16 protein-coding genes are annotated in these 20,695 nt (G+C 55.1%); 7 read left to right on the top strand and 9 right to left on the bottom strand.

Annotated elements, in window-relative coordinates; genetic code table 11:
• Window positions 1-547: 547 nt before the first annotated feature.
• Complete coding sequence (locus ACVL1J_RS01470; protein WP_159567982.1) at window positions 548-1,273, bottom strand: nitroreductase; 726 nt, start codon at window positions 1,271-1,273, stop codon at window positions 548-550.
• A 132-nt stretch (window positions 1,274-1,405) separates the two neighbouring features.
• Between ACVL1J_RS01470 and ACVL1J_RS01465 the strand changes: the two genes are divergently transcribed.
• Window positions 1,406-2,917 (top strand): flavin-containing monooxygenase, encoded by a 1,512-nt coding sequence (locus ACVL1J_RS01465; RefSeq protein WP_341237128.1) that lies wholly within the window; start codon window positions 1,406-1,408, stop codon window positions 2,915-2,917.
• A gap of 47 nt (window positions 2,918-2,964) precedes the next feature.
• Here ACVL1J_RS01465 and ACVL1J_RS01460 read toward each other — a convergent pair whose 3' ends face one another.
• Window positions 2,965-3,348 carry a hypothetical protein gene (locus tag ACVL1J_RS01460; RefSeq protein ID WP_341237127.1) on the bottom strand — a complete coding sequence of 128 codons (384 nt, stop codon included), beginning with the start codon at window positions 3,346-3,348 and terminating at the stop codon, window positions 2,965-2,967.
• A 143-nt stretch (window positions 3,349-3,491) separates the two neighbouring features.
• On the opposite strand from ACVL1J_RS01460, the gene ACVL1J_RS01455 reads away from it, so the two are divergent.
• From ACVL1J_RS01455 to ACVL1J_RS01430, 6 genes are all read left to right on the top strand, one after another.
• Window positions 3,492-4,184: an exopolysaccharide biosynthesis protein gene (locus ACVL1J_RS01455; protein ID WP_491665077.1), complete on the top strand. Its 693-nt coding sequence runs from the start codon at window positions 3,492-3,494 to the stop codon at window positions 4,182-4,184.
• A gap of 82 nt (window positions 4,185-4,266) precedes the next feature.
• Window positions 4,267-4,875, top strand: coding sequence for a 2-hydroxychromene-2-carboxylate isomerase (locus ACVL1J_RS01450; RefSeq protein ID WP_159567986.1), 609 nt, complete (start codon window positions 4,267-4,269; stop codon window positions 4,873-4,875).
• Window positions 4,876-4,877: 2 nt separating this feature from the next.
• Window positions 4,878-6,488, top strand: coding sequence for a carboxyl transferase domain-containing protein (locus ACVL1J_RS01445; RefSeq protein ID WP_341237126.1), 1,611 nt, complete (start codon window positions 4,878-4,880; stop codon window positions 6,486-6,488).
• A gap of 32 nt (window positions 6,489-6,520) precedes the next feature.
• Window positions 6,521-7,318, top strand: a complete 798-nt coding sequence (locus ACVL1J_RS01440; RefSeq protein WP_341237125.1) for an enoyl-CoA hydratase-related protein — start codon at window positions 6,521-6,523, stop codon at window positions 7,316-7,318.
• Window positions 7,319-7,334: 16 nt separating this feature from the next.
• On the top strand, window positions 7,335-9,392 hold the full coding sequence (locus ACVL1J_RS01435) for an acetyl/propionyl/methylcrotonyl-CoA carboxylase subunit alpha (protein WP_341237124.1): 2,058 nt from the start codon (window positions 7,335-7,337) through the stop codon (window positions 9,390-9,392).
• A 5-nt stretch (window positions 9,393-9,397) separates the two neighbouring features.
• A complete protein-coding gene (locus ACVL1J_RS01430) occupies window positions 9,398-10,333 on the top strand; it encodes a hydroxymethylglutaryl-CoA lyase (RefSeq protein WP_491665109.1) in 936 nt (311 codons plus the stop codon).
• Window positions 10,334-10,352: 19 nt separating this feature from the next.
• Here the strand turns inward: ACVL1J_RS01430 and ACVL1J_RS01425 are convergent, their stop codons facing one another.
• Genes ACVL1J_RS01425 through gspD form a run of 7 tightly spaced genes read right to left on the bottom strand, consistent with a single transcriptional unit; the run spans window position 10,353 to window position 20,678 of the window.
• Window positions 10,353-12,266, bottom strand: coding sequence for a sensor histidine kinase (locus ACVL1J_RS01425; protein WP_341237122.1), 1,914 nt, complete (start codon window positions 12,264-12,266; stop codon window positions 10,353-10,355).
• Window positions 12,263-12,976 carry a response regulator gene (locus ACVL1J_RS01420; protein ID WP_341237121.1) on the bottom strand — a complete coding sequence of 238 codons (714 nt, stop codon included), beginning with the start codon at window positions 12,974-12,976 and terminating at the stop codon, window positions 12,263-12,265. Before ACVL1J_RS01420 ends, ACVL1J_RS01425 begins: the two co-directional genes overlap by 4 nt.
• A gap of 11 nt (window positions 12,977-12,987) precedes the next feature.
• The gene (locus ACVL1J_RS01415; protein WP_341237120.1) at window positions 12,988-14,886 is read right to left on the bottom strand and encodes an ATP-binding protein; all 1,899 of its coding nucleotides are present in this window, start codon (window positions 14,884-14,886) and stop codon (window positions 12,988-12,990) included.
• A gap of 4 nt (window positions 14,887-14,890) precedes the next feature.
• A complete protein-coding gene (locus ACVL1J_RS01410) occupies window positions 14,891-15,604 on the bottom strand; it encodes a response regulator transcription factor (protein ID WP_341237119.1) in 714 nt (237 codons plus the stop codon).
• Window positions 15,601-16,815, bottom strand: coding sequence for a type II secretion system inner membrane protein GspF (gene gspF, locus ACVL1J_RS01405; RefSeq protein ID WP_159567995.1), 1,215 nt, complete (start codon window positions 16,813-16,815; stop codon window positions 15,601-15,603). Before gspF ends, ACVL1J_RS01410 begins: the two co-directional genes overlap by 4 nt.
• 6 nt (window positions 16,816-16,821) lie before the next feature.
• Window positions 16,822-18,285: a type II secretion system ATPase GspE gene (gspE, locus tag ACVL1J_RS01400; protein WP_341237118.1), complete on the bottom strand. Its 1,464-nt coding sequence runs from the start codon at window positions 18,283-18,285 to the stop codon at window positions 16,822-16,824.
• On the bottom strand, window positions 18,282-20,678 hold the full coding sequence (gene gspD / locus ACVL1J_RS01395; protein WP_491665076.1) for a type II secretion system secretin GspD: 2,397 nt from the start codon (window positions 20,676-20,678) through the stop codon (window positions 18,282-18,284). The genes gspE and gspD overlap by 4 nt, the downstream gene beginning before the upstream one ends.
• Window positions 20,679-20,695 lie beyond the last annotated feature (17 nt).

The raw sequence follows: 20,695 nt of genomic DNA, 5'->3' as shown, positions 1-20,695 counted from the left end.
GGGTTACTTGTGTCGCCTGTAATTGGTGACTTTTGATCTGAACTTGAATGGTCACCGCTGCCCGAAAACTTGGCATATCGGCCTGTCTGCTTGAGCCTGCACTAAGCCAAGCCCTCCAAAAGTAACGGTCGGGTCTTGGCTTTCGCGCAAAGGCGCGATCGCTTGTCTCGGCACGCCAAGCCGGCAAGTTTTCTGACTGGTCATCGTGCGACCCATTGCAAGTTCAGCTCCTGAGTCACCGGCGCCGGCGTCTCTCCACCACCGCGCAACTCACTGCTGGGTTCAACGCCCAATCGGCGGCGGTGTTTCGATCGCTTCGCCTTCAAGAAAACCTGCCCGTTTGAATTCAACCGCCACGGTCGGCCATCGGCCGGCACCGAGACTCGGCCCGCTTTTTTGCCGAGCGAGGTGAGTCAGGGTGAATCTCAAAAAGGGAAATACAGGTTTTCAGGCGAGAGATTGAAACCCAAGCCGATCGGGCTGTTAACCGAAAGGCGAGTTATCGGAACCCAAGCCGATCGGGCTAAATAAGCCCGCCCTCGCGTGTTTATGCCCCGCGCTTGGACAGCATCAACGCACTCGCCGTAATTTTCTCCGGCTGAAATTTGTTGACCGGCACATCCTGCTCATAGCCAATGGCCACGCCGCACAGCAAGTTGTATTGCTTGGGAATGTCAAAGTGCTTGTCCAAGGGAGAACGAAACAAGCCCAGTGCGCCTTGTGCACAAGTGCCCAGACCTTCGTTGGTGGCCGCCAACATCAGGCTTTGCAGAAAAATACCGGCGTCAAGCGCGCTGTAAATGCCCACGCCTTCGTGTACAAACACAAATGCAGCGGCGGGCGCCCCAAACATGCGGAAATTTTCGGCCATCGCCTGGTCGCGGGCTTTCAGGTCGTTGCGGGCCACGCCCAAAACGCCGTACAAGCCTTTGCCACATTCCACGCGCCGCGCTTGCAAATCCTTGGGGTAGTTCATCACGGGTTTCACATCGCCATCAGGAATACCCTGACTACGTGTCAACAAGCCCTTGATTTGGGCCAGCTTGCCGCCGCGCTGTAGTTTGATGGTTTCCTGAAATCGACCATACAGTTCGCTGCGCAAGCTTTCCAGTACATCGCCAGTGGCCAGGGCAATGCGGTAGGGGTGTGTATTGGACCAACTCGGTGACAGTGCAGCCTGTGAAAGTAGGCGTTGAAGCACTTCTTCCGGCACGGGTTTGGGGTCAAATGCACGTACGCTGTGCCGCTGTTTCAGTGTTTCAAGAAATTCCATTTTTCCTTGCTCTGTGTAATAGTTAGCCCAGTTTAGAGTATTTCTTACTAGCCAACAGACCCGGCTCGCCACTATTCTCTCAACTGACAATATGAAAAGTCACATAGACGGTCACATTAGGGGGACAAAAAAATGAACAATCCACACGTAGACGTACTGATTATTGGCGCTGGTTTGTCTGGTATTGGTGCAGCATGCCACATCAAGCAGAACTGCAAAGGCAAGACCATCAAAATTCTGGAACGTCGCAAGGCCATTGGCGGCACTTGGGACTTGTTCCGCTACCCCGGTATTCGCTCTGATTCCGACATGTTCACGCTGGGTTACAGTTTCAAGCCCTGGAAAGGTGAAAAGGTTTTGGCCAACGGTCAGGAAATTCGCGAATACGTGACTGAAGCCGCCAAAGAGAACAACGTCACCAAAGACATTCAGTTTGGCCTGAAGGTGACCTCGGCCAACTGGGATTCCGAGGCGAACCAGTGGACCGTGGAAGGCATTGTTGAAGAAACTGGTGAAAAGCAGGTGTTCACCAGCAATTTCTTGCTGGGTTGTACCGGTTACTACAATTACGACAAGGGTTACAGCCCGGAATTTCCCGGCATCAAGAATTTTAAGGGCACCGTGGTGCACCCCCAGCAGTGGCCGGAAAAGCTGGACTATTCCGGCAAGCGCGTGGTGGTGATTGGCAGTGGCGCAACCGCCATTACGTTGGTGCCAGCCATGGCCGACGATGCTGCGCATGTGACCATGTTGCAGCGTTCACCCACGTACATTGCATCGATTCCTTCCGTCGATCCGGTTTCCGTGGTGCTGAAAAAATTCATGCCCGACACCTGGGTCTACAACATTGGCCGCGCACGCAACATTGGCTTGCAGCGCCTGATTTTCAAGTTGAGCAAGCAACGCCCCCAAGCCATTAAACGCTTGTTGTTGGGCGCAACCCGTGCGCGCATGGGCAAGAATTTCGACATGAAGCATTTCACGCCGAGCTACAACCCATGGGATCAGCGCCTGTGTGTGGTGCCCGATGGCGACCTGTTCAAGGTACTGAAAAAAGGCAAGGCCGACATTGTGACTGACCACATCGACACCTTTGTGGACAACGGAATCAAGCTGAAAAGCGGGCAGGCACTGGAAGCGGACATCATCATTACTGCGACCGGCCTTGATCTGCAAATTCTGGGTGGTCTCACAGCGCATGTGGACGGCAAGCCTGTGAATGTGGGCGAAGTCATGAGCTACAAGGGCGTGATGATGAGCAGCATCCCCAACTTTGCCATGGTGTTTGGGTACACCAATGCATCGTGGACGCTGAAGGCCGATTTGGCTGCCGAGTTTGTGTGCCGAGTGTTGAATCACATGGACAAGCACGACTTTGCCCGCGTGGTGCCCAATGCAGACGGCGTAGAAACGGATGACACCCCCATGTTTGATCTGGATGCAGGTTACATGAAGCGTGCCGCCGACCGTTTGCCCAAGCAAGGCCCTGCCGCACCGTGGACTGTGGTGAACAACTACCTGGCCGACCGCCCGGTGTTGAAGAAGGGCAAGCTTGAAGATGGCGTGCTGGAATTTGCGAAAGCAGGGGCAGCAACGGGCAAGAAAACATCAAACCGCAAAGCGCAGACCAAGCAGGCTGCGTAAGCAATCACTTTTCCGATTAAGAAGGGCTGCGGTGCCGCAGCCCTTTTTCAGTTGAATCCACTGCCATAACTCAAGCGATTCAAACCCCGCGTAGCCCGAACCGCGCGTTCGCCTCGGAATTGCACAACCTCTTCCTTGTCCACCTCGAACTCGCCGCCCAAGGGTGTTTCCAATGTGCCGGTGTCAAAGCTGTCCAAGCTGCGGTTCAGGCCCAGCAGGTCGTCGCGGCCAATGGTCAGCAGTGCCTTGCCCAGCGGGAAGTTACCCTGTGCGCGAATGTCGTCTCGCAGGGTGCTCACTGCCAGAATTTCTTCCCCGTTTACAAAGTAGTCGATCGGGCGCGGCACGTCGGGGAAGCGCTCAGCCAAAGCGGGCTGCGCACACAGGGCAGCGGCAGATATGAAAATCGGGGCAACAAATTGTTTGAGCATGGCGACTCCTGGTGGCGGCTGAATGTGGCAAATGCGTCATCACCTAGAGTGATACTTTGGTGGTGATGTTGTCCATCGGGCTTACCCTTCGCTCGAAAGTGGTATGCCGAATCATGGCTGCACTCAAATTCGCCTAAGATGGGGTGCCTTTATTCACAGCCATCCAATTGAACAAGCCTGCCGACCAAGATGAATCGCTGAAAGAACTGCCCTACGCGTGGCGGCGTGTGGTTTTGTTCGCCGACAACATGGCGCAAGCCACTGTGGCCGATGCGATTGGGCGTAGCCCGAAACAGCAGCTCACCTGGATCGGCTTGGCTGCGTTGCCCCTGTTGTTGCCTTTTGGGATTCCCGGAATTGCCACCACCCTGGGTTACCTTACCTTTTTGCTCGGTGTGGGTTATGCCTTGGGTTTTGGTGTGCCAATTCCCAAGAAGATCGGTGAAAAGCGACTTCCACCCAAAGCGGCTGGCGTACTCAAGAAGTTTCTGGGAATCTTTATTCGCAGGGTGGCACCCCACAGCAAGCCGAGACTTTTTCTCATGAGTCATCCACGCATGCGGCCCATCAACGGCATGGTGCTGGCATTTGCCGGGCTCACCATGGCCGCACCTGTGCCCTTTGCCTCATTCGACAATGTGTTGCCCGCAGCGGCCATGGTGTGCATTACCTTTGGTTTAAGGGTTCGGGATGGCCGGTTGGTGCTGGCGGGCTATGTTTTCACTGTGCTGGCCGCATTGCTCGTGGTGTTGCTGTGGTGGGGTGGCTATGCCGTGTTTGTGTGGGTTTCAAAGCAACCATGGGCCAGCCAGTGGCTGGGTTGGCTTTTTTCCTGACAAGGCGCAAGCTTGGGCCGGAACTACGCCCCAAGTTCGATAGAATCACAGGAACGCCCTCAATATGGAGCCAAAAATCACCATGACTACCAAACAAACGATTGATTTCTTTTTCGACCTGACCAGCCCTTACAGCTATGTGGCTGCTGAACAAATCGAAGAAATTGCAGCCGCGGGCAATCGCACCGTAAATTACAAGCCCACTTTGCTGGGCTTTGTGTTCAAAAGCACAGGCAACACGGCACCCATGATGAACCCGGCCAAGGGCAAATACTCGGCGAAAGACTTTGCCCGTACCGCGCGCTTCCATGGTTTGAAAATCAACTGGCCCAAGAAGTTTCCGATCAATGCCACCACGGCTTCACGTGCCATTTTGCAGGTGCTCAATACACAGGCTGACAAGGCAGGTGAACTGACCCGCGCCTTGTACAAGGCGTATTTCGTGGAAGGCTTGGACATTACTGAAGACGCAGTGGTTGCCCAGGTGGCCAGCTCGATTGGTCTGGATGGTGCGGCGTTGGTCGAAGGCAGCCAAACCGATGCACTGAAAGAGCAATTGAAAAATGCTGTGCAGGAATCCATTGACGCGGGCATGTTCGGTGCCCCTTATTTTGTGGTGGATGGTGAGGCCTTCTGGGGGCAGGACCGCATGGAGCAATTGCGCCGCTGGGTTGCACAAGGGCCGTTCTGAACATGGGCGTGCTCGATTCCAACAACGTTAAAAACCGCCCTGATTTTGCAGCCAATCAAGCCGCGCTTAAAAAGCTGGTTGACGAACTGAAAGCCAATTTGGCGGTGGTGGCACAGGGCGGCGGCAAAGTGGCTAACGACCGGCACACCGCACGCGGCAAGCTGTTGCCCCGCGAGCGTGTGGCTGGTTTGCTGGATCCCGGCTCGCCTTTCCTTGAACTTGCACCACTGGCAGCATGGGGCATGTATGGTGGCGCCGCGCCCGGTGCGGGGGCCATTGCCGGCATTGGCCGGGTTAGCGGTGTGGACTGCATGATTGTGTGCAACGACGCCACCGTGAAAGGCGGCACGTACTACCCGCTTTCCGTGAAAAAGCACCTGCGTGCGCAGGAAGTGGCGGCCGAGAACAACCTGCCTTGTATTTACCTGGTGGATTCGGGCGGGGCCAACTTGCCCAACCAAGACGAAGTGTTTCCTGATCGCGACCACTTTGGTCGAATTTTCTTCAACCAGGCCAATATGAGCGCGCAAGGCATTGCGCAAATTGCAGTGGTGATGGGCAGTTGCACAGCCGGTGGTGCCTACGTGCCCGCCATGAGCGATGAAGCCATTATTGTGAAAAACCAGGCCACCATTTTCCTGGGTGGCCCGCCCTTGGTGCAAGCCGCCACAGGCGAAATTGTAAGCGCCGAAGAACTGGGTGGTGCCGATGTACACACCCGCCTTTCCGGCGTAGCCGACCACCTGGCTGAAAACGATCAGCACGCTTTGGAAATTGCGCGACGCATTGTGGCCAATTTGGGTCGACCCGAAAAACGTTACCCCTGGGCATTGAGCGAGTCGAAAGAGCCCCTGTACAGCGCTGAAGAAATTTACGGCATTGTGCCAACCGATGCGAAAAAGCCATTCGATGTGCGCGACATCATTGCCCGTGTGGTGGATGGCAGCGAGTTCGATGAATTCAAAGCCCGTTTTGGCAGCACGCTGGTGTGTGGCTTTGCGCGCCTGTACGGTATGCCCGTGGGCATTGTTGCCAACAACGGCATTTTGTTTTCTGAATCCGCCCAGAAAGGCGCGCACTTCATTGAGCTGTGTTGCCAGCGAAAAATTCCTTTGGTGTTTTTGCAGAACATCACTGGCTTCATGGTGGGCAAAAAAGTAGAAAACGAAGGCATCGCACGCCATGGCGCAAAAATGGTGATGGCGGTGGCTTGTGCCAAAGTGCCCAAATTCACCGTGGTCATTGGTGGCTCCTTTGGTGCCGGTAACTATGGCATGTGCGGGCGCGCCTACAGCCCGCGCTTCATGTGGATGTGGCCCAATGCGCGCATCAGCGTGATGGGTGGCGAACAGGCGGCCGGTGTGTTGGCCACTGTGAAGCGCAACCAGATTGAAGCCAAAGGCGGCATTTGGAGCAAGGAAGAGGAAGCCGAATTCAAGGCCCCCACACTGAAACAGTTTGATGAACAAAGCCAACCGTATTACGCCACTGCAAGGCTGTGGGACGACGGCTTGATCGACCCCGCCGACACGCGCCGTATTTTGGGCATGGCCATTTCAGCCAGCCTGAATGCTGACATTCCCGAAACAAAATTCGGCGTGTACAGGATGTAAATGCGCACAACAATAAAAACGGAGACAACGCAATGACTGAGCAGTCGAATGAAAACCCCGTGATTGAAACCCGCAAGGGAAAATCCGTGTGGCTGACGTTGAACCGCCCGCACATTAAAAACGCGATGAATGGCGAAATGATCGCCATGCTGGTAGAAGCATTTCAGCGTTTGGGCAACGACCCGGATACCCGCGCCATTGTGTTGGCAGCGAACGGCGATGCATTTTGCTCGGGCGCCGACCTTGGGTACATGATGCAAATGGCCCAGCAAGCCGCCAGCAACCAGCAAAGCGGCATTACCCTGACCAGCCTGTTCCGTGGCATTGCCGAATGCCCCAAGCCCGTGGTGGCCCGGGTGCATGGCCTGTGCCTTGCGGGCGCCACAGGTTTGGTCAGCGCAAGCGACATTATTGTGGCCAGCAACAATGTGAAATTCAGCCTGCCCGAAGTCAAGCGCGGTTTGATTCCAGCCACCATCAGCCCCTATGTGGTGCAGGCCATGGGTGTGCAGGCCGCACGGCGCTATTTTATCACCGGCGAAACATTCACAGCTGAGAAGGCTTATGCCTTGGGCATGGTGCATGAACTGACCACGCCCGACACGCTGGATGCCAAACTGGAATCCATTCTGGCCGAGCTGGACAGTTGTGCGCCCGATGCCATGGCCGCCTGCAAAAAGCTGGTGCGAGACGTAAGCCGCATGGACATCACCGCCGATGAAACACATGCCGAAGTGGCCGCACGTCTTGCCGCCGTGCGCGGCAGCGCCGAGGCCGCCGAAGGCATGATGGCTTTCATGGAAAAACGCAAACCGAAGTGGGTCGGCTAACAGGGTTATTCAAAAAATGTTCACCAAAATACTGATTGCCAACCGGGGCGAAATTGCCCGCCGAATTAACCGCACAGCGCAGGCCATGGGCATACACACTGTGGCTGTTTATTCCACTGCCGATGCACAAGCACTGCATGTACAGGAGTGCAACGAAGCGGTGTGCCTTGGCGAACCCGAGGCTGCGCAAAGCTACCTGAACATCGAGAAAGTGATTGCCGCTGCAAAGCAAACCGGTGCGCAGGCCATTCACCCCGGTTATGGTTTTTTGTCCGAGAATGCCGCGTTTGCGCAGGCTTGTGCCAATGCGCACATCACATTCATCGGTCCAGGTGTGGAAGCCATTCGAATCATGGGCAGCAAAAGCGAAGCCAAGGCCTGTGTGCAGCCCGCGGGCGTGCCGCTGATTCCCGGTTATTTCGGTGCCGACCAATCGCTGAGCACCTTGCAAACCGAGGCCGAGCGAATTGGCTTTCCGCTGATGATCAAGGCGGTGGCTGGCGGTGGTGGCAAGGGCATTCGCATTGTGAACAATGCAGGCGATTTGCAGGCGGCACTTGAAAGCTGCCAACGCGAAGCCAAAAACGCATTTGGCGATGCCACCGTGATGCTCGAAAAACAAATCATCAAACCCCGCCATGTGGAAGTGCAGGTGTTTGCCGATACCCATGGCAATGTGGTGCATTTGTTCGAGCGTGATTGTTCAGCGCAGCGCCGCCATCAAAAAGTAATTGAAGAAGCCCCTGCGTTTGGTCTCACTGAAGCGCAACGCGAAGCCTTTGGGCGCACAGCGGTACAAGTGGCCAAGGCCGTGAATTATGTGGGTGCGGGCACCGTGGAGTTTTTGCTCGATGCACGCGGCGAGTTTTATTTCATGGAAATGAACACGCGCTTGCAAGTGGAACACCCTGTCACCGAGATGATCACCGGCTTTGATTTGGTGCAGTGGCAAATCGAAATTGCAGCGGGATTGCCTTTGCCCGCCACGCAAGAAACCATTCACATCGATGGCCATGCGTTTGAAGCACGCTTGTATGCTGAAAACCCCGATCAAGGTTTTTTGCCAGCCATTGGCACCGTTGAGTTGTGGGAGGCACCCGATGCGATCGAGTTTCGCACGGGCACCCATGCAGGCAGAACCGCGGGTATTCGCCTCGATTCTTCCATGCGTTCGGGCTTAGCGGTGTCGCCTTACTACGACCCCATGGTGGGCAAGCTGATTACCTGGGCGCCCACCCGTGAAGCGGCGTTGAAAAAACTTGCCGATGCATTGGCGCAATTGCGTTGTGTGGGTGTAAAAAACAACCTGGCATGGTTGCGTAGTTTGTGCTTGCACCCCGAATTCGCAGCCGGTGGCTATGACACAGGGCTGATCGACAGAATGACTGAGCGAACAAACACAGAGCACGGGCAGCAAATTGAGTCAGTCACATTGCAAGCGTTGGCTGGCCTTGCACGCTGGGCTTTGCACCAACATGCGAACAACAAGAACAGCAGCGACCCCCTGGCCATGCTCGACGGGTTTTATTCCAGTGCCCCCCCTTTGCGTGAAGACCGCTGGTTAAACCGCGATACTGCCTTGGCCACCCACACGCATGTGTCGGTTCAAGGGCAGCAGGCGACGATTCAATGCGCAGGTTCCGCTCTGTTTGCAACGCTGACAAATCATGGCCATGGAAGTGGTTTGGCTCGAACCAAAGGCCTTGTCAACACAGGCCCACACGCAGGCAGCCCTTTCGATTTGATTTGGCATGGCGACAACCTCAGCATTCATGTGGGTGCGGAACAAACCAACCTGCACTGGCAAAACCCGGTGCACATTCGCGCCGATCAGGGGCACGACGCACACGGTGTGGCAGCACCCATGCCGGGCAAGGTGTTTGCAGTGTTTGTGAAAGTGGGCGATGCTGTTAAAAAAGGGCAGCCCTTGATTGGTCTGGAGGCCATGAAAATGGAACACACGCTGAACTCCCCTTGCGATGGTGTGGTGCAAGCCATTCCACACCCCGTGGGTGATCAGGTGACCGAGGGCACCGAGCTGATTCATTTTTCTGAAGACACGAATTCAAAATGAGCATGATCAAACTTCCAGCCCAAGTGACCTTGGTTGAAGTGGGCCCCCGCGATGGCCTTCAAAATGAAAAAACGCCCATTTCCACCGCAATCAAGGTGGAGCTGTGCAAACAGTTGATTGAGGCGGGTATTCGCCGGCTGGAAGCTGCGGCTTTTGTGTCGCCGAAGTGGGTGCCGCAAATGGCCGACGGTGCCGATGTGTTGGCAGGGCTGCAAGCCATGAACGAGTTGCAGGGACGTACCGTGTCTTATTCCGCTTTGGTGCCGAACCTGAAGGGCATTGAAGCTGCCATCGAGGCGGGTGTGCAAGAGGCGGTGGTGTTCACCGCTGCGTCTGAGGCATTCACTCAAAAAAACATCAACTGCACCATTGCAGAAAGCATTGAGCGATTCAAACCCGTGGCTGAACTGGCGCGCGCGCACAATATTCATTTGCGCGGCTCTATTTCATGTGCTCTGGGTTGCCCGTATCAGGGCGAAGTGCCCGTTCAAAGCGCCGCCGAGGTGGCCTTGCGGCTTCGCGATATTGGTGTGCAAGAATTTGATGTGGCCGACACCATTGGTGTGGGCACGGCCTTGCGTGTTAGCCAGGTGTTTGAAGCCGTTGGCTACAGCGTGGGCCTGCAACATGTGGCAGGCCATTTTCACGACACCTACGGACAGGCTTTGGCCAATATTTTGGCAGCCTTGCAGTTGGGTGTTTCAACATTCCACAGCTCGATTGCCGGGCTGGGTGGTTGCCCGTATGCCAAGGGGGCAACCGGCAACGTAGCCACTGAAGACGTGGTGTACCTGTTGCAGGGAATGGGCATTGAAACCGGTCTGAACCTGAACAAACTGGTGCAAACCGGCGCATGGATTTCCGGCAGTATTGGCAAGCCCTACATAAGCCGTGCTGGCCGTGCGGTGTGGAATAAACTGAATCAGGAAACACAAGCGTAAAGCGCGTTGCCAGACCGGCCTATTTTTTGCGCAATCTTGGAATGGCCATGAACACTGCCACACCTTGCCCCTGGCTGTTTCGCCCTGTGTAAAGTTCAATGCGAATGGCTTTGGCCCGAATTTTCATGTGAGCAAGGCCGCGCCCACGGCCCAGCGTGTTGTGGGGCATGCCCACGCCATTGTCGCTAATGTTCAATAACACCTTGTCCTCGGTTTCAGCCCACCGAACACTTAATTCAATTTTGTTGGCTTTGGCGTGTTTCAGGCTGTTTGCGAAAACTTCCTGCACAATTCGCAGCAAATCGAACAGGTCGCGAGAACTGTAACCTTCCAGTTTTGGAATGTCCGCGACACTCCACAGCAAGTTCACGCCGCTGGCTTTCAGGCGGCGCTCGTAGCGCCACCGGAAGTTGCCCAGCAGAGCAAGCAAATCATCGCTTTGGGGATCAAGGGAATCAATCGCCATACGCAAATCGTCCAGGCATTCCTGCAGCACATCGCGCATTTCATCCTGACCCAATGGCTTGGTCTCACTCAGGTTCAGGGCTGACACCAAACTGGAACCCACGCCGTCGTGAATGTCTTGCATGATTCGCCGGCGTTCGTCGTCTTGTGCGCGTTGCTGCTCAATTTTTCGCAGTAAATTGAATTGGCGAAATAGCTGCTGTTCGCGAATGGCCAACTCGGAATTCAGCGAGTCGTTGGAGGTTTTCAGTTCTTGCAACAAAGCGCGATAGCGCCTGAAAATAATCCAGCAGGCTGATACAAAGAGCAAAATGCCGGTGTACTGCGACAACAGGATTGACTCAATCGGCAGCAAGTTCAGCATGGTGGCCAAATCACGAATGCTGAGCAGTACAAACAACAGGGAGCTGCAACCCAGAATGGCCCCTTCAAAATTGCGTGTACGCCAGGAATGGCTCAACAACAGCACATTCAATATAAACACCACAGGAATGACCGGCAGCAACAGCCAAAAGGTGAAGTTCAGGATTTGATCGCTACCCGCAGCGAAGGTAATCAGCGACACCGCCACTGCGTAAGCCAGCAGACCCTTGGGAATCCAGATCCAGCCCAGGTGCATGTAGCGAATCAGGAATAGCCCGTACAGGCAGGCAAACCAGGCATGCAGGCTGTGCACCAACTGGCCCCACTGTGCATGGGGTAGGGGAATCCAGTCCATGAAATAGCCCGTGTTGCGAACGGCAAATACAATCACGGCAAGACTCAAGAACAAGAAACCTTCCTGTTCCCGAAAAATTCTCGCGAACACCAGCAGCAACAGACCACTGACAAAAGCCACAAGGGTGGCCAGCATGGACCCAGTGACCTGCCACCGGTATGACGATTCATACATGGGTTCGAGCAATTGCCGAGGCCCCATCCAAACCCGGCCCAAACCACTGCGGTAGTTCTTGTAGCCCGCTACCTGAATCAACAAGGTGTTGTTGCCGGGGGTGAGCAGGTCGGGTGAAAACTGAAACAGATAAGGGTAATTCCAGTGCCGGGTAATTTCACCTTCCAGGGTGCCCAGTCCGCCGATCCAGTGGCCATTCAGGTAGGCGTGGGCATTCATGATGGCCTTGGGCATGAATACAGAATCGGGGGCTGGTTTGTCCGGATCAAGCTGAAAATCAATTTGATACCAGCCTTGCCCTTCAAACCCGGGTTGGGTGACATCCCAAGAGTCGGGTAGCACCACGGTTTTTTTCGTATTCAGCGACATGACGTCTGCAGCGCTAAGCGTGGCGTCGTTTGAGAACAGCACTTTGGCCTGTTCAAACAAATGGGCTTGTTGTTCGGTGTTGGCGTTGCCCAAGGCGGGTAACGGGGCTTTGAATGTTCCCCACAAGGCCACTGCCAAGGTGAGCAGAAAAAGAAGGGAGAAACGCCAGGAAAACAGGCGATCAGTGATTTCCGGATTCGGACTCAAAGGTCAAGAAGCCCCAACAGGGTGGCTTCATACACCGCCTCAGACCGGCTGTGCACGTGCAGCTTCTTGTAGATACGCTTCACGTGGGTGGCCACTGTGTGGGTAGAAATTCCCATTTGCGCTGCAATTTCCTGCGCAGTGAAACCGCGGGCTACTTGTTGAATTACTTTCAATTCGCGGTCTGTAATACTGCAGGCTTTTTGTGATTCATCCTGCCCGGTTTTTGCTTGTGCAAAGTCGTTTTCTGCAGGCCGTGCTGTTTGCATTTTTGACAGCAACTGCCGAGCAATCAAGGGGCTGATGGGCGAGCCACCGTTGGCCACTTCAAGAATGTGCTCAATCAACTCGTCGTTTGAATAATCTTTCAGCAGGTAGCCGCTTGCACCCGCCTCAAGACTTCTCACCACATGGTCTTCATCACCAAAAGCGGTAATCACCAGGCACTCTGTTTCGGGTTTGTGTTTGCTTAGCCATTCAATGACTTCAATGCCCGATGAGTCCGGTAAACCCAGGTCAATCAGGGCTACCTTTGGGTTGGTCATGAACAACAGGGAGTACGCGTCCTGAACTGAGCTGGCCACACCCAGCAATTTTAATTGTGGGGAGGAGTCGATCACACGGACCAAGTGGTCTTGCGTGGCCGGTTCGTCCTCGACCAAGATCACGCCGATTGGCTTGGCTTCAAAGTGATCAAGGTCTCGCGCGTTCATGATTTGCCGGTTTAAGTGTCCAAAGGTAATCTGAGCAGAAAGCGGGTACCTTGCCCAGCTTCGGTGGTCATTTCGATACTGCCACCCAAAGCAGCCGCACGTTGTTTCAGGTTTTTAAGGCCCCTGCCATGCTGGCTTCTTTCCAGCACAAATCCTACGCCGTTGTCTTGAATCTGAACACCCACATATTTTGGTCCCCTGGAAACATGCAGGCTGACTTCGCTGGCATTGGCATGCTTCAAAATATTGGTAAAAATCTCTTGAACAATGCGCAAAACATGCAGGCAGTTGCGGGCATCCAGGTAAGGAATGGGCGGTATGTCTTCATCAATCACCCAATGCAGCCGTATGCCTGCACTGCGCATATTGTCGGCGATCCGGTAGCGAAAAGCGCCCAGCAAGGTGGTGAGGTCCTGTTCAATCGGTTCCAGCGAGTCGATTGTTAGCTGCAAATCCCGCAACCCGGATTCAAGCAGGTTCAAGGTGTTTTTCCGATTGAAGTTGGAGGACTGCAAATGGTGAATTGCAGCCACCAGGTGGGCCCCCAGGCCATCGTGCATGTCGGCCATCAAGCGTTGGCGCTCGGCCATTTTTACTTTCTCTTCATCAATTTTCTGCATGCGTAGGTACTGCGTTGCCAATTCGACTTCGCGTTCCATCAGCCTGTTTTGCAGCGTTTCATTGAAGCTGTCGGATTCAGCCAGTAAACCGCTGTAGCGATCAATCAAGAAGTAGCTCATGGCCAAAAACATGGCAATGCCCATGTATTGGTTCAGAAAATAACCGTCAAATGCCAAAATACCTGCGAGAAACAGGAGGTCAGAGGTGCTCAGGGCCATGTAGCAGAGCAAACCGAATCCGAAAGCGTGCGGCGCCAGGGATTGTTTGCTGTTTCCGTACCGCACCAGCAGTATCACGTTCCAGCTGTACATGCACAAACCGAGAATGCCGTAGTAACCCACCAGGCGCAGCGCCCAGTTTTCATTGATGGTTAGCAACACCGGAAAACTCAGGGAGTAAGCCCACCATATTTTCCATTCCAGCCTTTGTTTGGGTACCCGGCAGTAAAGCAGTATCAGCAATACAATTGTGCTGGCAAATACCAACAATCCGCCTTGGGTAATCTGGATCCACAAACCGTGTTCAAATGGCGGCACGGTGGTCAGAAATGCAAGGTTCCGAATGCCCCACAGAAAACAGGTGGCGGCAAGCAGCATGAGCAGTCCGCTGCGGGTTTTGCCCATACCGATCAGTATGGTCAGCACAATGCCGGCACCCAACACAAAGGCGGTGCTCAGGTAGACCGAAGTCACCTGAACCTCGTAACGTGAACGGTAGGCTTCGCGAAGGTTTTCATCGGAGCCGAGCCAAATGGTGGACAAGCCAGCCAGGTAGTCGGGAAAGGCGCGCACTTGAATGGCCAGGGTGTTTTGCCCCAGTTTTAGTACATTGGCCCCAAGGTTCACTATTTGCGGGCGATTCCAGTTTCGCTCGGCAAACTCACCGGTCATCGGGCCGTAAAACCCAATGCGCTCACCATTCAAGTACACCTCCGCATTCATGGCAAAGCGCGGAATGTACAGCGCCTCAATACGACTCTCGGGTAACACATCGAAATCCAGCTCATACCAGTAAAATCCGCCAGGGCCGCGCAGCATGTCGTCAATTCTGTGGGGCAGCTGTACCACGGGTGCGGTGGCCAAGTGCGCAGGTGGCTCGGTTTGGTAGTCAGTGTGCGCAGCAAAGCGCGCCATGGTTAATTCAATGGCACTGGGATCGGTTGGCGTGGCTTTGGCGATTTGGTAATACAGCACGGCCGCGCCACACAGTGCAATCAGCATGGCCAATGCATAAAACAAAGCAAGTCGTTTTGCCCAGTTGTATGTGGGCGTCAGTGGTGCGCTCGCCATTGTTTCAGCAGTCTTTCAGATTGATCAAACCCAAAGCGTTGGCGCGATGAACCGCACTGGTGCGGGAATTCACTGCCAGCTTTTTGTAAATACGTTTGACGTAGGTGCTGATGGTGTTGATGGACACGCCCAGAAGATCGGCGATTTCCGCTTGCATGAAACCCTTGGCCACCATTTCCAGCACTTGCTGTTCCCGCTCTGACAAGGGTGTGAATGCGTGATTCACCGTGGCTTTGCTGGTAGGCAGTTGGTCTGGGGTGGACACGCCGCGAAAACGGTTCAGCAGTCGCCGTGCAATCACCGGGCTAATTGGTGATCCACCAGCGCGCAGTTGTTTCAAACGATCAAGAATGTCGGCAGTGCGTGTGTCTTTGGTCAGGTAACCTGTGGCCCCGGCTTCGATACTGGAAATAACATGTGATTCATCACCAAACACGGTCAGCACCATGCTTTCGCAGCCGGGCATGTGTTGGTGAATGTGGGCAATCAATTCCAGGCCACTGCCATCGGGCAAGCCCAGGTCAACCAGCACCACCTCGGGTTGCAATTCGTTGACCACGGCCATCGCTTCCCTTAGCGTATAGGCCTGACCGACCAGGTGCAACTCAGGGTGGGTTTCAATGGCCAGTCGCAGTGCTTGCTGAATTCGGTCATCGTCGTCGACCAGCATGACGCGGATGGTCTCTTGTCCAATTTCTGTTCGGCTTTGTATGTTCATTGGATCAGTTGGTTGACTTCAATAATCGGCATCATCACCGCCAGCACAATCAATAACACAATCAGGCCCATCACCAAAATAAGTATGGGCTCCATCAGGCTGGTCAGCCACATGGCCTTGCGTTCTACCTCGGTGCGCTGACTTTCCGAGGCACGTTCCAGCATAGCAGCCAGTTGCCCGGTGGCCTCGCCGCTGGCGACCAGGTGGGTCAGCACGGGCGGAAACAAACCGCTTTTGCCCATGGCTTTGCTCAGGCCGCTGCCTTCTTTCACGCGCTCTTGTACATCGACCATGGCCAGTTGCAAGGCGCTGTTACCCAATGTGCGGTTGGCGGCAGCCAGCGCCTTCAAAATGGGAACGCCGCTGCCCACCAAAATGGACAGGGTTGAGGCCAGGCGCGCTGTATTCACTGCACGAATAAAGGGCCCCACCACAGGAATAGTCAGCACCGTTTCATCAAATCTTAGTTTGAAGGCTTTGTTTTTCAGTGCGTTGCGAAACAGGTAAACAGCGATCGCAATGATCAAAGCCATCAACCAGCCCCAATCGCGCAGCAGATCCGACAGCGCAATCATCACCACGGTGATTGTCGGCAATTCCTGATTGCTGTTTTCAAACACCGACACCACTTGCGGCACCACATAGGTCAGCAGGCCGATCACCACCATCAAGGCGACCAAGGTAACAATTGCCGGGTAAATAAATGCAGCGCTTACTTTTTGCTGCAAAGCCTGGCGAGCCTCCAGTGCGTCGGCCAGTTTGGACAGTACGCCGCCCAGGTCGCCGGTATTTTCGCCAGCGGCCACAGTGGCCACGTACATTTCGGGAAAGGCTTTCGGGTACTGTGCCAAGGCTTGGCTTAGTGGTGTGCCGGAAACAACTTCGGAACGAATGCTGTTAATGCGTTCACGAATCAGGGGTTTTTCAGCCTGCTCCACCAGTGCGGCCAAGGCTTGCGCCAGCGCCAGGCGGGCTTGCAACAGGCTGGCCAGTTGGCGGGTCATCAGCACCACTTCACGGTTGCTCAATTCCCGATCAAAGCGGCCCGCTTTTTTGCCGGTCATTTTGGCGCTGCCCACCTCAACGACTTCAATGGGTGTCATGCCTTGCATGCGCATTTGGTTGCGCGCAGCCCGAGGGGAATCGGCTTCCATCGAGCCTTTGACTGTTTTACCTTGGGCGTTTAACGCCTCGTATCGAAAAACTGCCATGGGTTTTTAGTCTCGCGTCACTCGAAGCAATTCTTCAAGCGTGGTGGTGCCGCCTTCAACCCAGCGTTGGCCGTCTTCACGCATGTTCTTCATGCCTTTGGCCTGCGCACGCTGGCGCATTTCTGCTTCTGAATTTTCATTGTGCACCATGGTGCGCAATTCATCGTCGATGGTGAAGAGCTCGTAAACGCCGGTGCGGCCAATGTAACCGGTGTGCCCGCATTGGTCGCAACCGTTGGCATGCCAGTGGGTGTGGCCCTGTTCATCTACCGTGCTGGTCTTGCAATTCGGGCAAAGCCTGCGCACCAGGCGCTGGGCCAACACGCCCAACAGGCTTGAAGACAGCAAGAAGGGTTCTACACCCATGTCGACCAGGCGGGTTACCGCACTGACCGAATCGTTGGTGTGCAAGGTGGCCAAAACCAAGTGGCCCGTCAGCGAGGCTTGTACCGCAATTTGTGCGGTTTCCAGGTCTCGGATTTCACCAATCATGATCACATCCGGGTCTTGGCGCAAAATCGCGCGCAAGGCCTTGGCAAAGGTCATGTCGATTTTGGCATTCACCGGGGTTTGGCTAATGCCGGGCAAATCGTATTCCACCGGGTCTTCTACGGTCATCACATTGGTGGTGGAAGAATCGATCCGCGACAGTGCCGCATACAGTGTGGTGGTTTTACCGGAACCCGTTGGGCCAGTTACCAAAATGATGCCGTGCGGCATATTGCACAGGCGGTCCATTTCTTTCAAGGTGTGCTCGGGCATGCCAAGGCGGCTCAGTTCAAGCCGACCCGCTTCTTTGTCAAGCAAGCGCAGCACTGCGCGTTCGCCATGGCCTGTGGGCAGCGTAGAAACCCGCACGTCCATGGGTTTGCCGCCAATGCGCAGGGTGATGCGGCCATCTTGGGGCAGGCGTTTTTCAGCAATGTCCAGGCTGGCCATAATCTTGATGCGGGAAATCAGCGCCGAGTGCAATTCACGGCGAGGTTGCAGCACATCGCGCAATGTACCATCCACGCGGAATCGCACAGCCGAATGCGTCTCAAACGCTTCAATGTGAATGTCGGATGCGCCATCCCGGCTGGCTTGTGTCAGCAGCGCATTGATCATCCGGATAATCGGTGCGTCGTCCTCGGTTTCCAGCAAGTCTTCCACGGCGGGAATGTCTTGCATCAACTGGTCAAGGTCCAGGTCGCCAGCCACTTCATCGGCCACGGCTGCCGCACTTGTTTCCTGGCTGGAATAGGCCTGGTTGATTGTTTTTTCCAGCACCACTGCGTCTTCGCAAAACACCCAGTCAATGGGGCAGGGCGCCACGCGTTGCGCTTCAATCAGTGCATGGCTGGGCGTGCGCGGGCTAAACGCCAGGCGCCATTGCTCGGCATGTGCATCAAGGCACAACACCTGGTTTTGACGCGCAAAGCCATAGTGCAGGCGGCCAACAGTTTGTGGGTTGAAGCGCAACTCACTCAAGGCCTGTTACCCCCGCTGGGCGCGGTGCCCGGGCTAGAGCTCGTGTTGTTGCTATTGGTGCCACCACGAACGATTCGCCCACCATTTGAACCCACATCGGGGTTGCTGCTGCTTTCAGCCGCGCGCGGAATCACCAGAATCCGGTTGCTGGGCGTCAGGTTGATGGAATCACCATTGTTCTGCGTCGGGGCCACTGAATTGGGGCGTGCCACATCGGCCGGGCGGCGGCTTGGCAACACAGGCGCTTCCATATTCGGTAAGCCAAACCGGCGCTCGGGCTGGTTCTCTTGTTGCAACTGGCGCATGTAATCGTATCGGTTGGTCACAATGCTTTGGGCCTGGTCTTCATTTCGAACCACCACGGGGCGCAAAAACACCATCAGGTTGGTTTTCTGGCGACGGCGGTTGTCGTAGCGGAAAAACTGCCCCAGCACAGGCACATCGCCCAGGCCCGGCACTTTTTCCTCGTTGCCGGTTACCCGGTCTTCAACCAGGCCACCCAGCACAATGATGTTGCCGCTCTCAACCAGCACATTGCTTTCAATGGACCGTTTGTTGGTGATAATGCCCGACACATTGGTGCTGTCCACCACCGAACTGACTTCCTGAAAAATACCCAGCTTCACGATACCGCCTTCCGACACCTGCGGTTTTACACGCAAGGTCAGGCCCACGTCTTGTCGCTCAATGGTCTGGAACGGGTTGACCGTGGCGCCGTTGCCACCGCTGTTGGTGAATTGCCCGGTAATGAAAGGCACGTTCTGGCCGATCACGATTTTGGCTTCTTCGTTGTCCAGCGTCAGAATATTTGGCGTTGAAAGAATGTTGGCGTTGGCTTTGCTTTCCAGTGCGCGGGCCAAAAAGCCCAAATTGGAAATGGTGCCAATGCCGGGAATGTTCACTTGCCCATCAATAACCCCGATGTTCAAGCCTCGGCCCACTGATCCCAAATTGGCAGCTGCACCCAAGATATTGCTGCCCGAGCCGGGTGCGTTAAAGTTGGTTCCACCAATTACGCTGACTCCGTCACTTCCAACACCGGACAGGCCTTGAAACTGAATGCCGAACTCGGCTGCTTTGTCGGTGGACACTTCAACAATCAGTGACTCCACAAACACCTGCGCGCGGCGAACATCCAGTTTCTCAATAATCGAACGCAGGTTGCGATAAATCGGTTCAGGCGCGGTAATGATCAGCGAGTTGGTCGACGGATCTGCCTGCACAATGCCACCGTTGTTCAAGTCCACATTGCCTGAAGCCGCGCTAAGTTGTCCGCTGGACGTGCCGCCACCCAGTGAGGAACCCAAACTGCTTCCGCCCCCCAGGCCTGGGCTGCCGTTGGTGATGTTGCGGGTGCTGTTGTTTGATGAGTCGCCCAGCCCACCGGCCAGGCCGCCACTGGACTGCGAACTCAGGCCAGACGAGCTGTTGTCGGAAATCGGGCTGCTGCTTAGTACCGCCTGCAATGTTTTGGCCAACTTGGCGGCTTCCGCGTTTTTCAGGTAAACCACCCACACATTGCCGGGCTGCTTCGTGGGTTGATCCAGTTTGGCAATCAGGGCTTTGGCCAAATTCAAGCGTGCCTTACTGGGTGTGCGCAACAGCAGTGAATTGGTGCGTGGGTCTGCCATCACTGACAAACGTTGGCCAGCATCCACTGCCGCACCGGTTCCCCGGTTTCCTTCGTCCAGCATGCGGGCCAGGATCGCTGCCAGGTCCACAGCCAGCGCGTGTTCAAGGGGCACCACCTCCAGGTCGCCAGAATAGGGGCCATCGATACTGGCAATAATGCGGGCGATTCGCTGCAGGTTGTCTGCGTAATCGGTGATCACCAGGGTGTTGTTATTGGGGTAGGCCGCAATGGTGTTGTTCGGTGCAATCAGCGGGCGCAGCACGGGTACCAGTGCCGTGGCCGATTCATAGTTCAACTGAAAAACCTGGGTCACAATGGCATTGCCGCTTTGGTTCATGGCCTTGCGTGGGTCCACGCTTTCAGCCTGTACTTTTGCATCGTTCTCGGGCAATACGCGTGCCACACCGCCGCTTTCTACAATTGTAAAACCTTGCAGGCGAAGCGCTGCCAACAGGGCATTTTTCGCATCTGCGGCACTCAAGGGTTCAGGTGAAACCAGGGAAATGGTGCCACGTACACGCGGGTCCACCACAAAGGTTTGATTGGTAAACGAGCCGATTGCACGCACCACGGCGTCAATGTCGGCGTTCACAAAGTTCAATGCAAATTTGTCTTCCTGGCTGTTTTGCACCCGTGCCGTGCTTTGCAGGCTCAGGTTTTGTGCATGGCCTGCAACACCCAACCCAAGGCCCATAGAAGCCAGCGCAATACTCAAAAGCGAGCGTTTCATTTGTCCCATGCGTGCAGTGTTCAAGCTCACTGTTCCTTTTATTTTTG

The organism is Limnobacter sp. G6BE5S, from assembly GCF_058448965.1.
This window is presented reverse-complemented; position numbering and strand designations above follow the sequence as displayed.

What these genes read in the sequence shown, in the direction of transcription:
- ACVL1J_RS01470 (WP_159567982.1), bottom strand. Translation starts at nt 1,273, where the DNA reads ATGGAATTTCTTGAAACACTGAAACAGCGGCACAGCGTACGTGCATTT.
- ACVL1J_RS01465 (WP_341237128.1), top strand. Translation starts at nt 1,406, where the DNA reads ATGAACAATCCACACGTAGACGTACTGATTATTGGCGCTGGTTTGTCT.
- ACVL1J_RS01460 (WP_341237127.1), bottom strand. Translation starts at nt 3,348, where the DNA reads ATGCTCAAACAATTTGTTGCCCCGATTTTCATATCTGCCGCTGCCCTG.
- ACVL1J_RS01450 (WP_159567986.1), top strand. Translation starts at nt 4,267, where the DNA reads ATGACTACCAAACAAACGATTGATTTCTTTTTCGACCTGACCAGCCCT.
- ACVL1J_RS01445 (WP_341237126.1), top strand. Translation starts at nt 4,878, where the DNA reads ATGGGCGTGCTCGATTCCAACAACGTTAAAAACCGCCCTGATTTTGCA.
- ACVL1J_RS01440 (WP_341237125.1), top strand. Translation starts at nt 6,521, where the DNA reads ATGACTGAGCAGTCGAATGAAAACCCCGTGATTGAAACCCGCAAGGGA.
- ACVL1J_RS01435 (WP_341237124.1), top strand. Translation starts at nt 7,335, where the DNA reads ATGTTCACCAAAATACTGATTGCCAACCGGGGCGAAATTGCCCGCCGA.
- ACVL1J_RS01420 (WP_341237121.1), bottom strand. Translation starts at nt 12,976, where the DNA reads ATGAACGCGCGAGACCTTGATCACTTTGAAGCCAAGCCAATCGGCGTG.
- ACVL1J_RS01415 (WP_341237120.1), bottom strand. Translation starts at nt 14,886, where the DNA reads ATGGCGAGCGCACCACTGACGCCCACATACAACTGGGCAAAACGACTT.
- ACVL1J_RS01410 (WP_341237119.1), bottom strand. Translation starts at nt 15,604, where the DNA reads ATGAACATACAAAGCCGAACAGAAATTGGACAAGAGACCATCCGCGTC.
- gspF (WP_159567995.1), bottom strand. Translation starts at nt 16,815, where the DNA reads ATGGCAGTTTTTCGATACGAGGCGTTAAACGCCCAAGGTAAAACAGTC.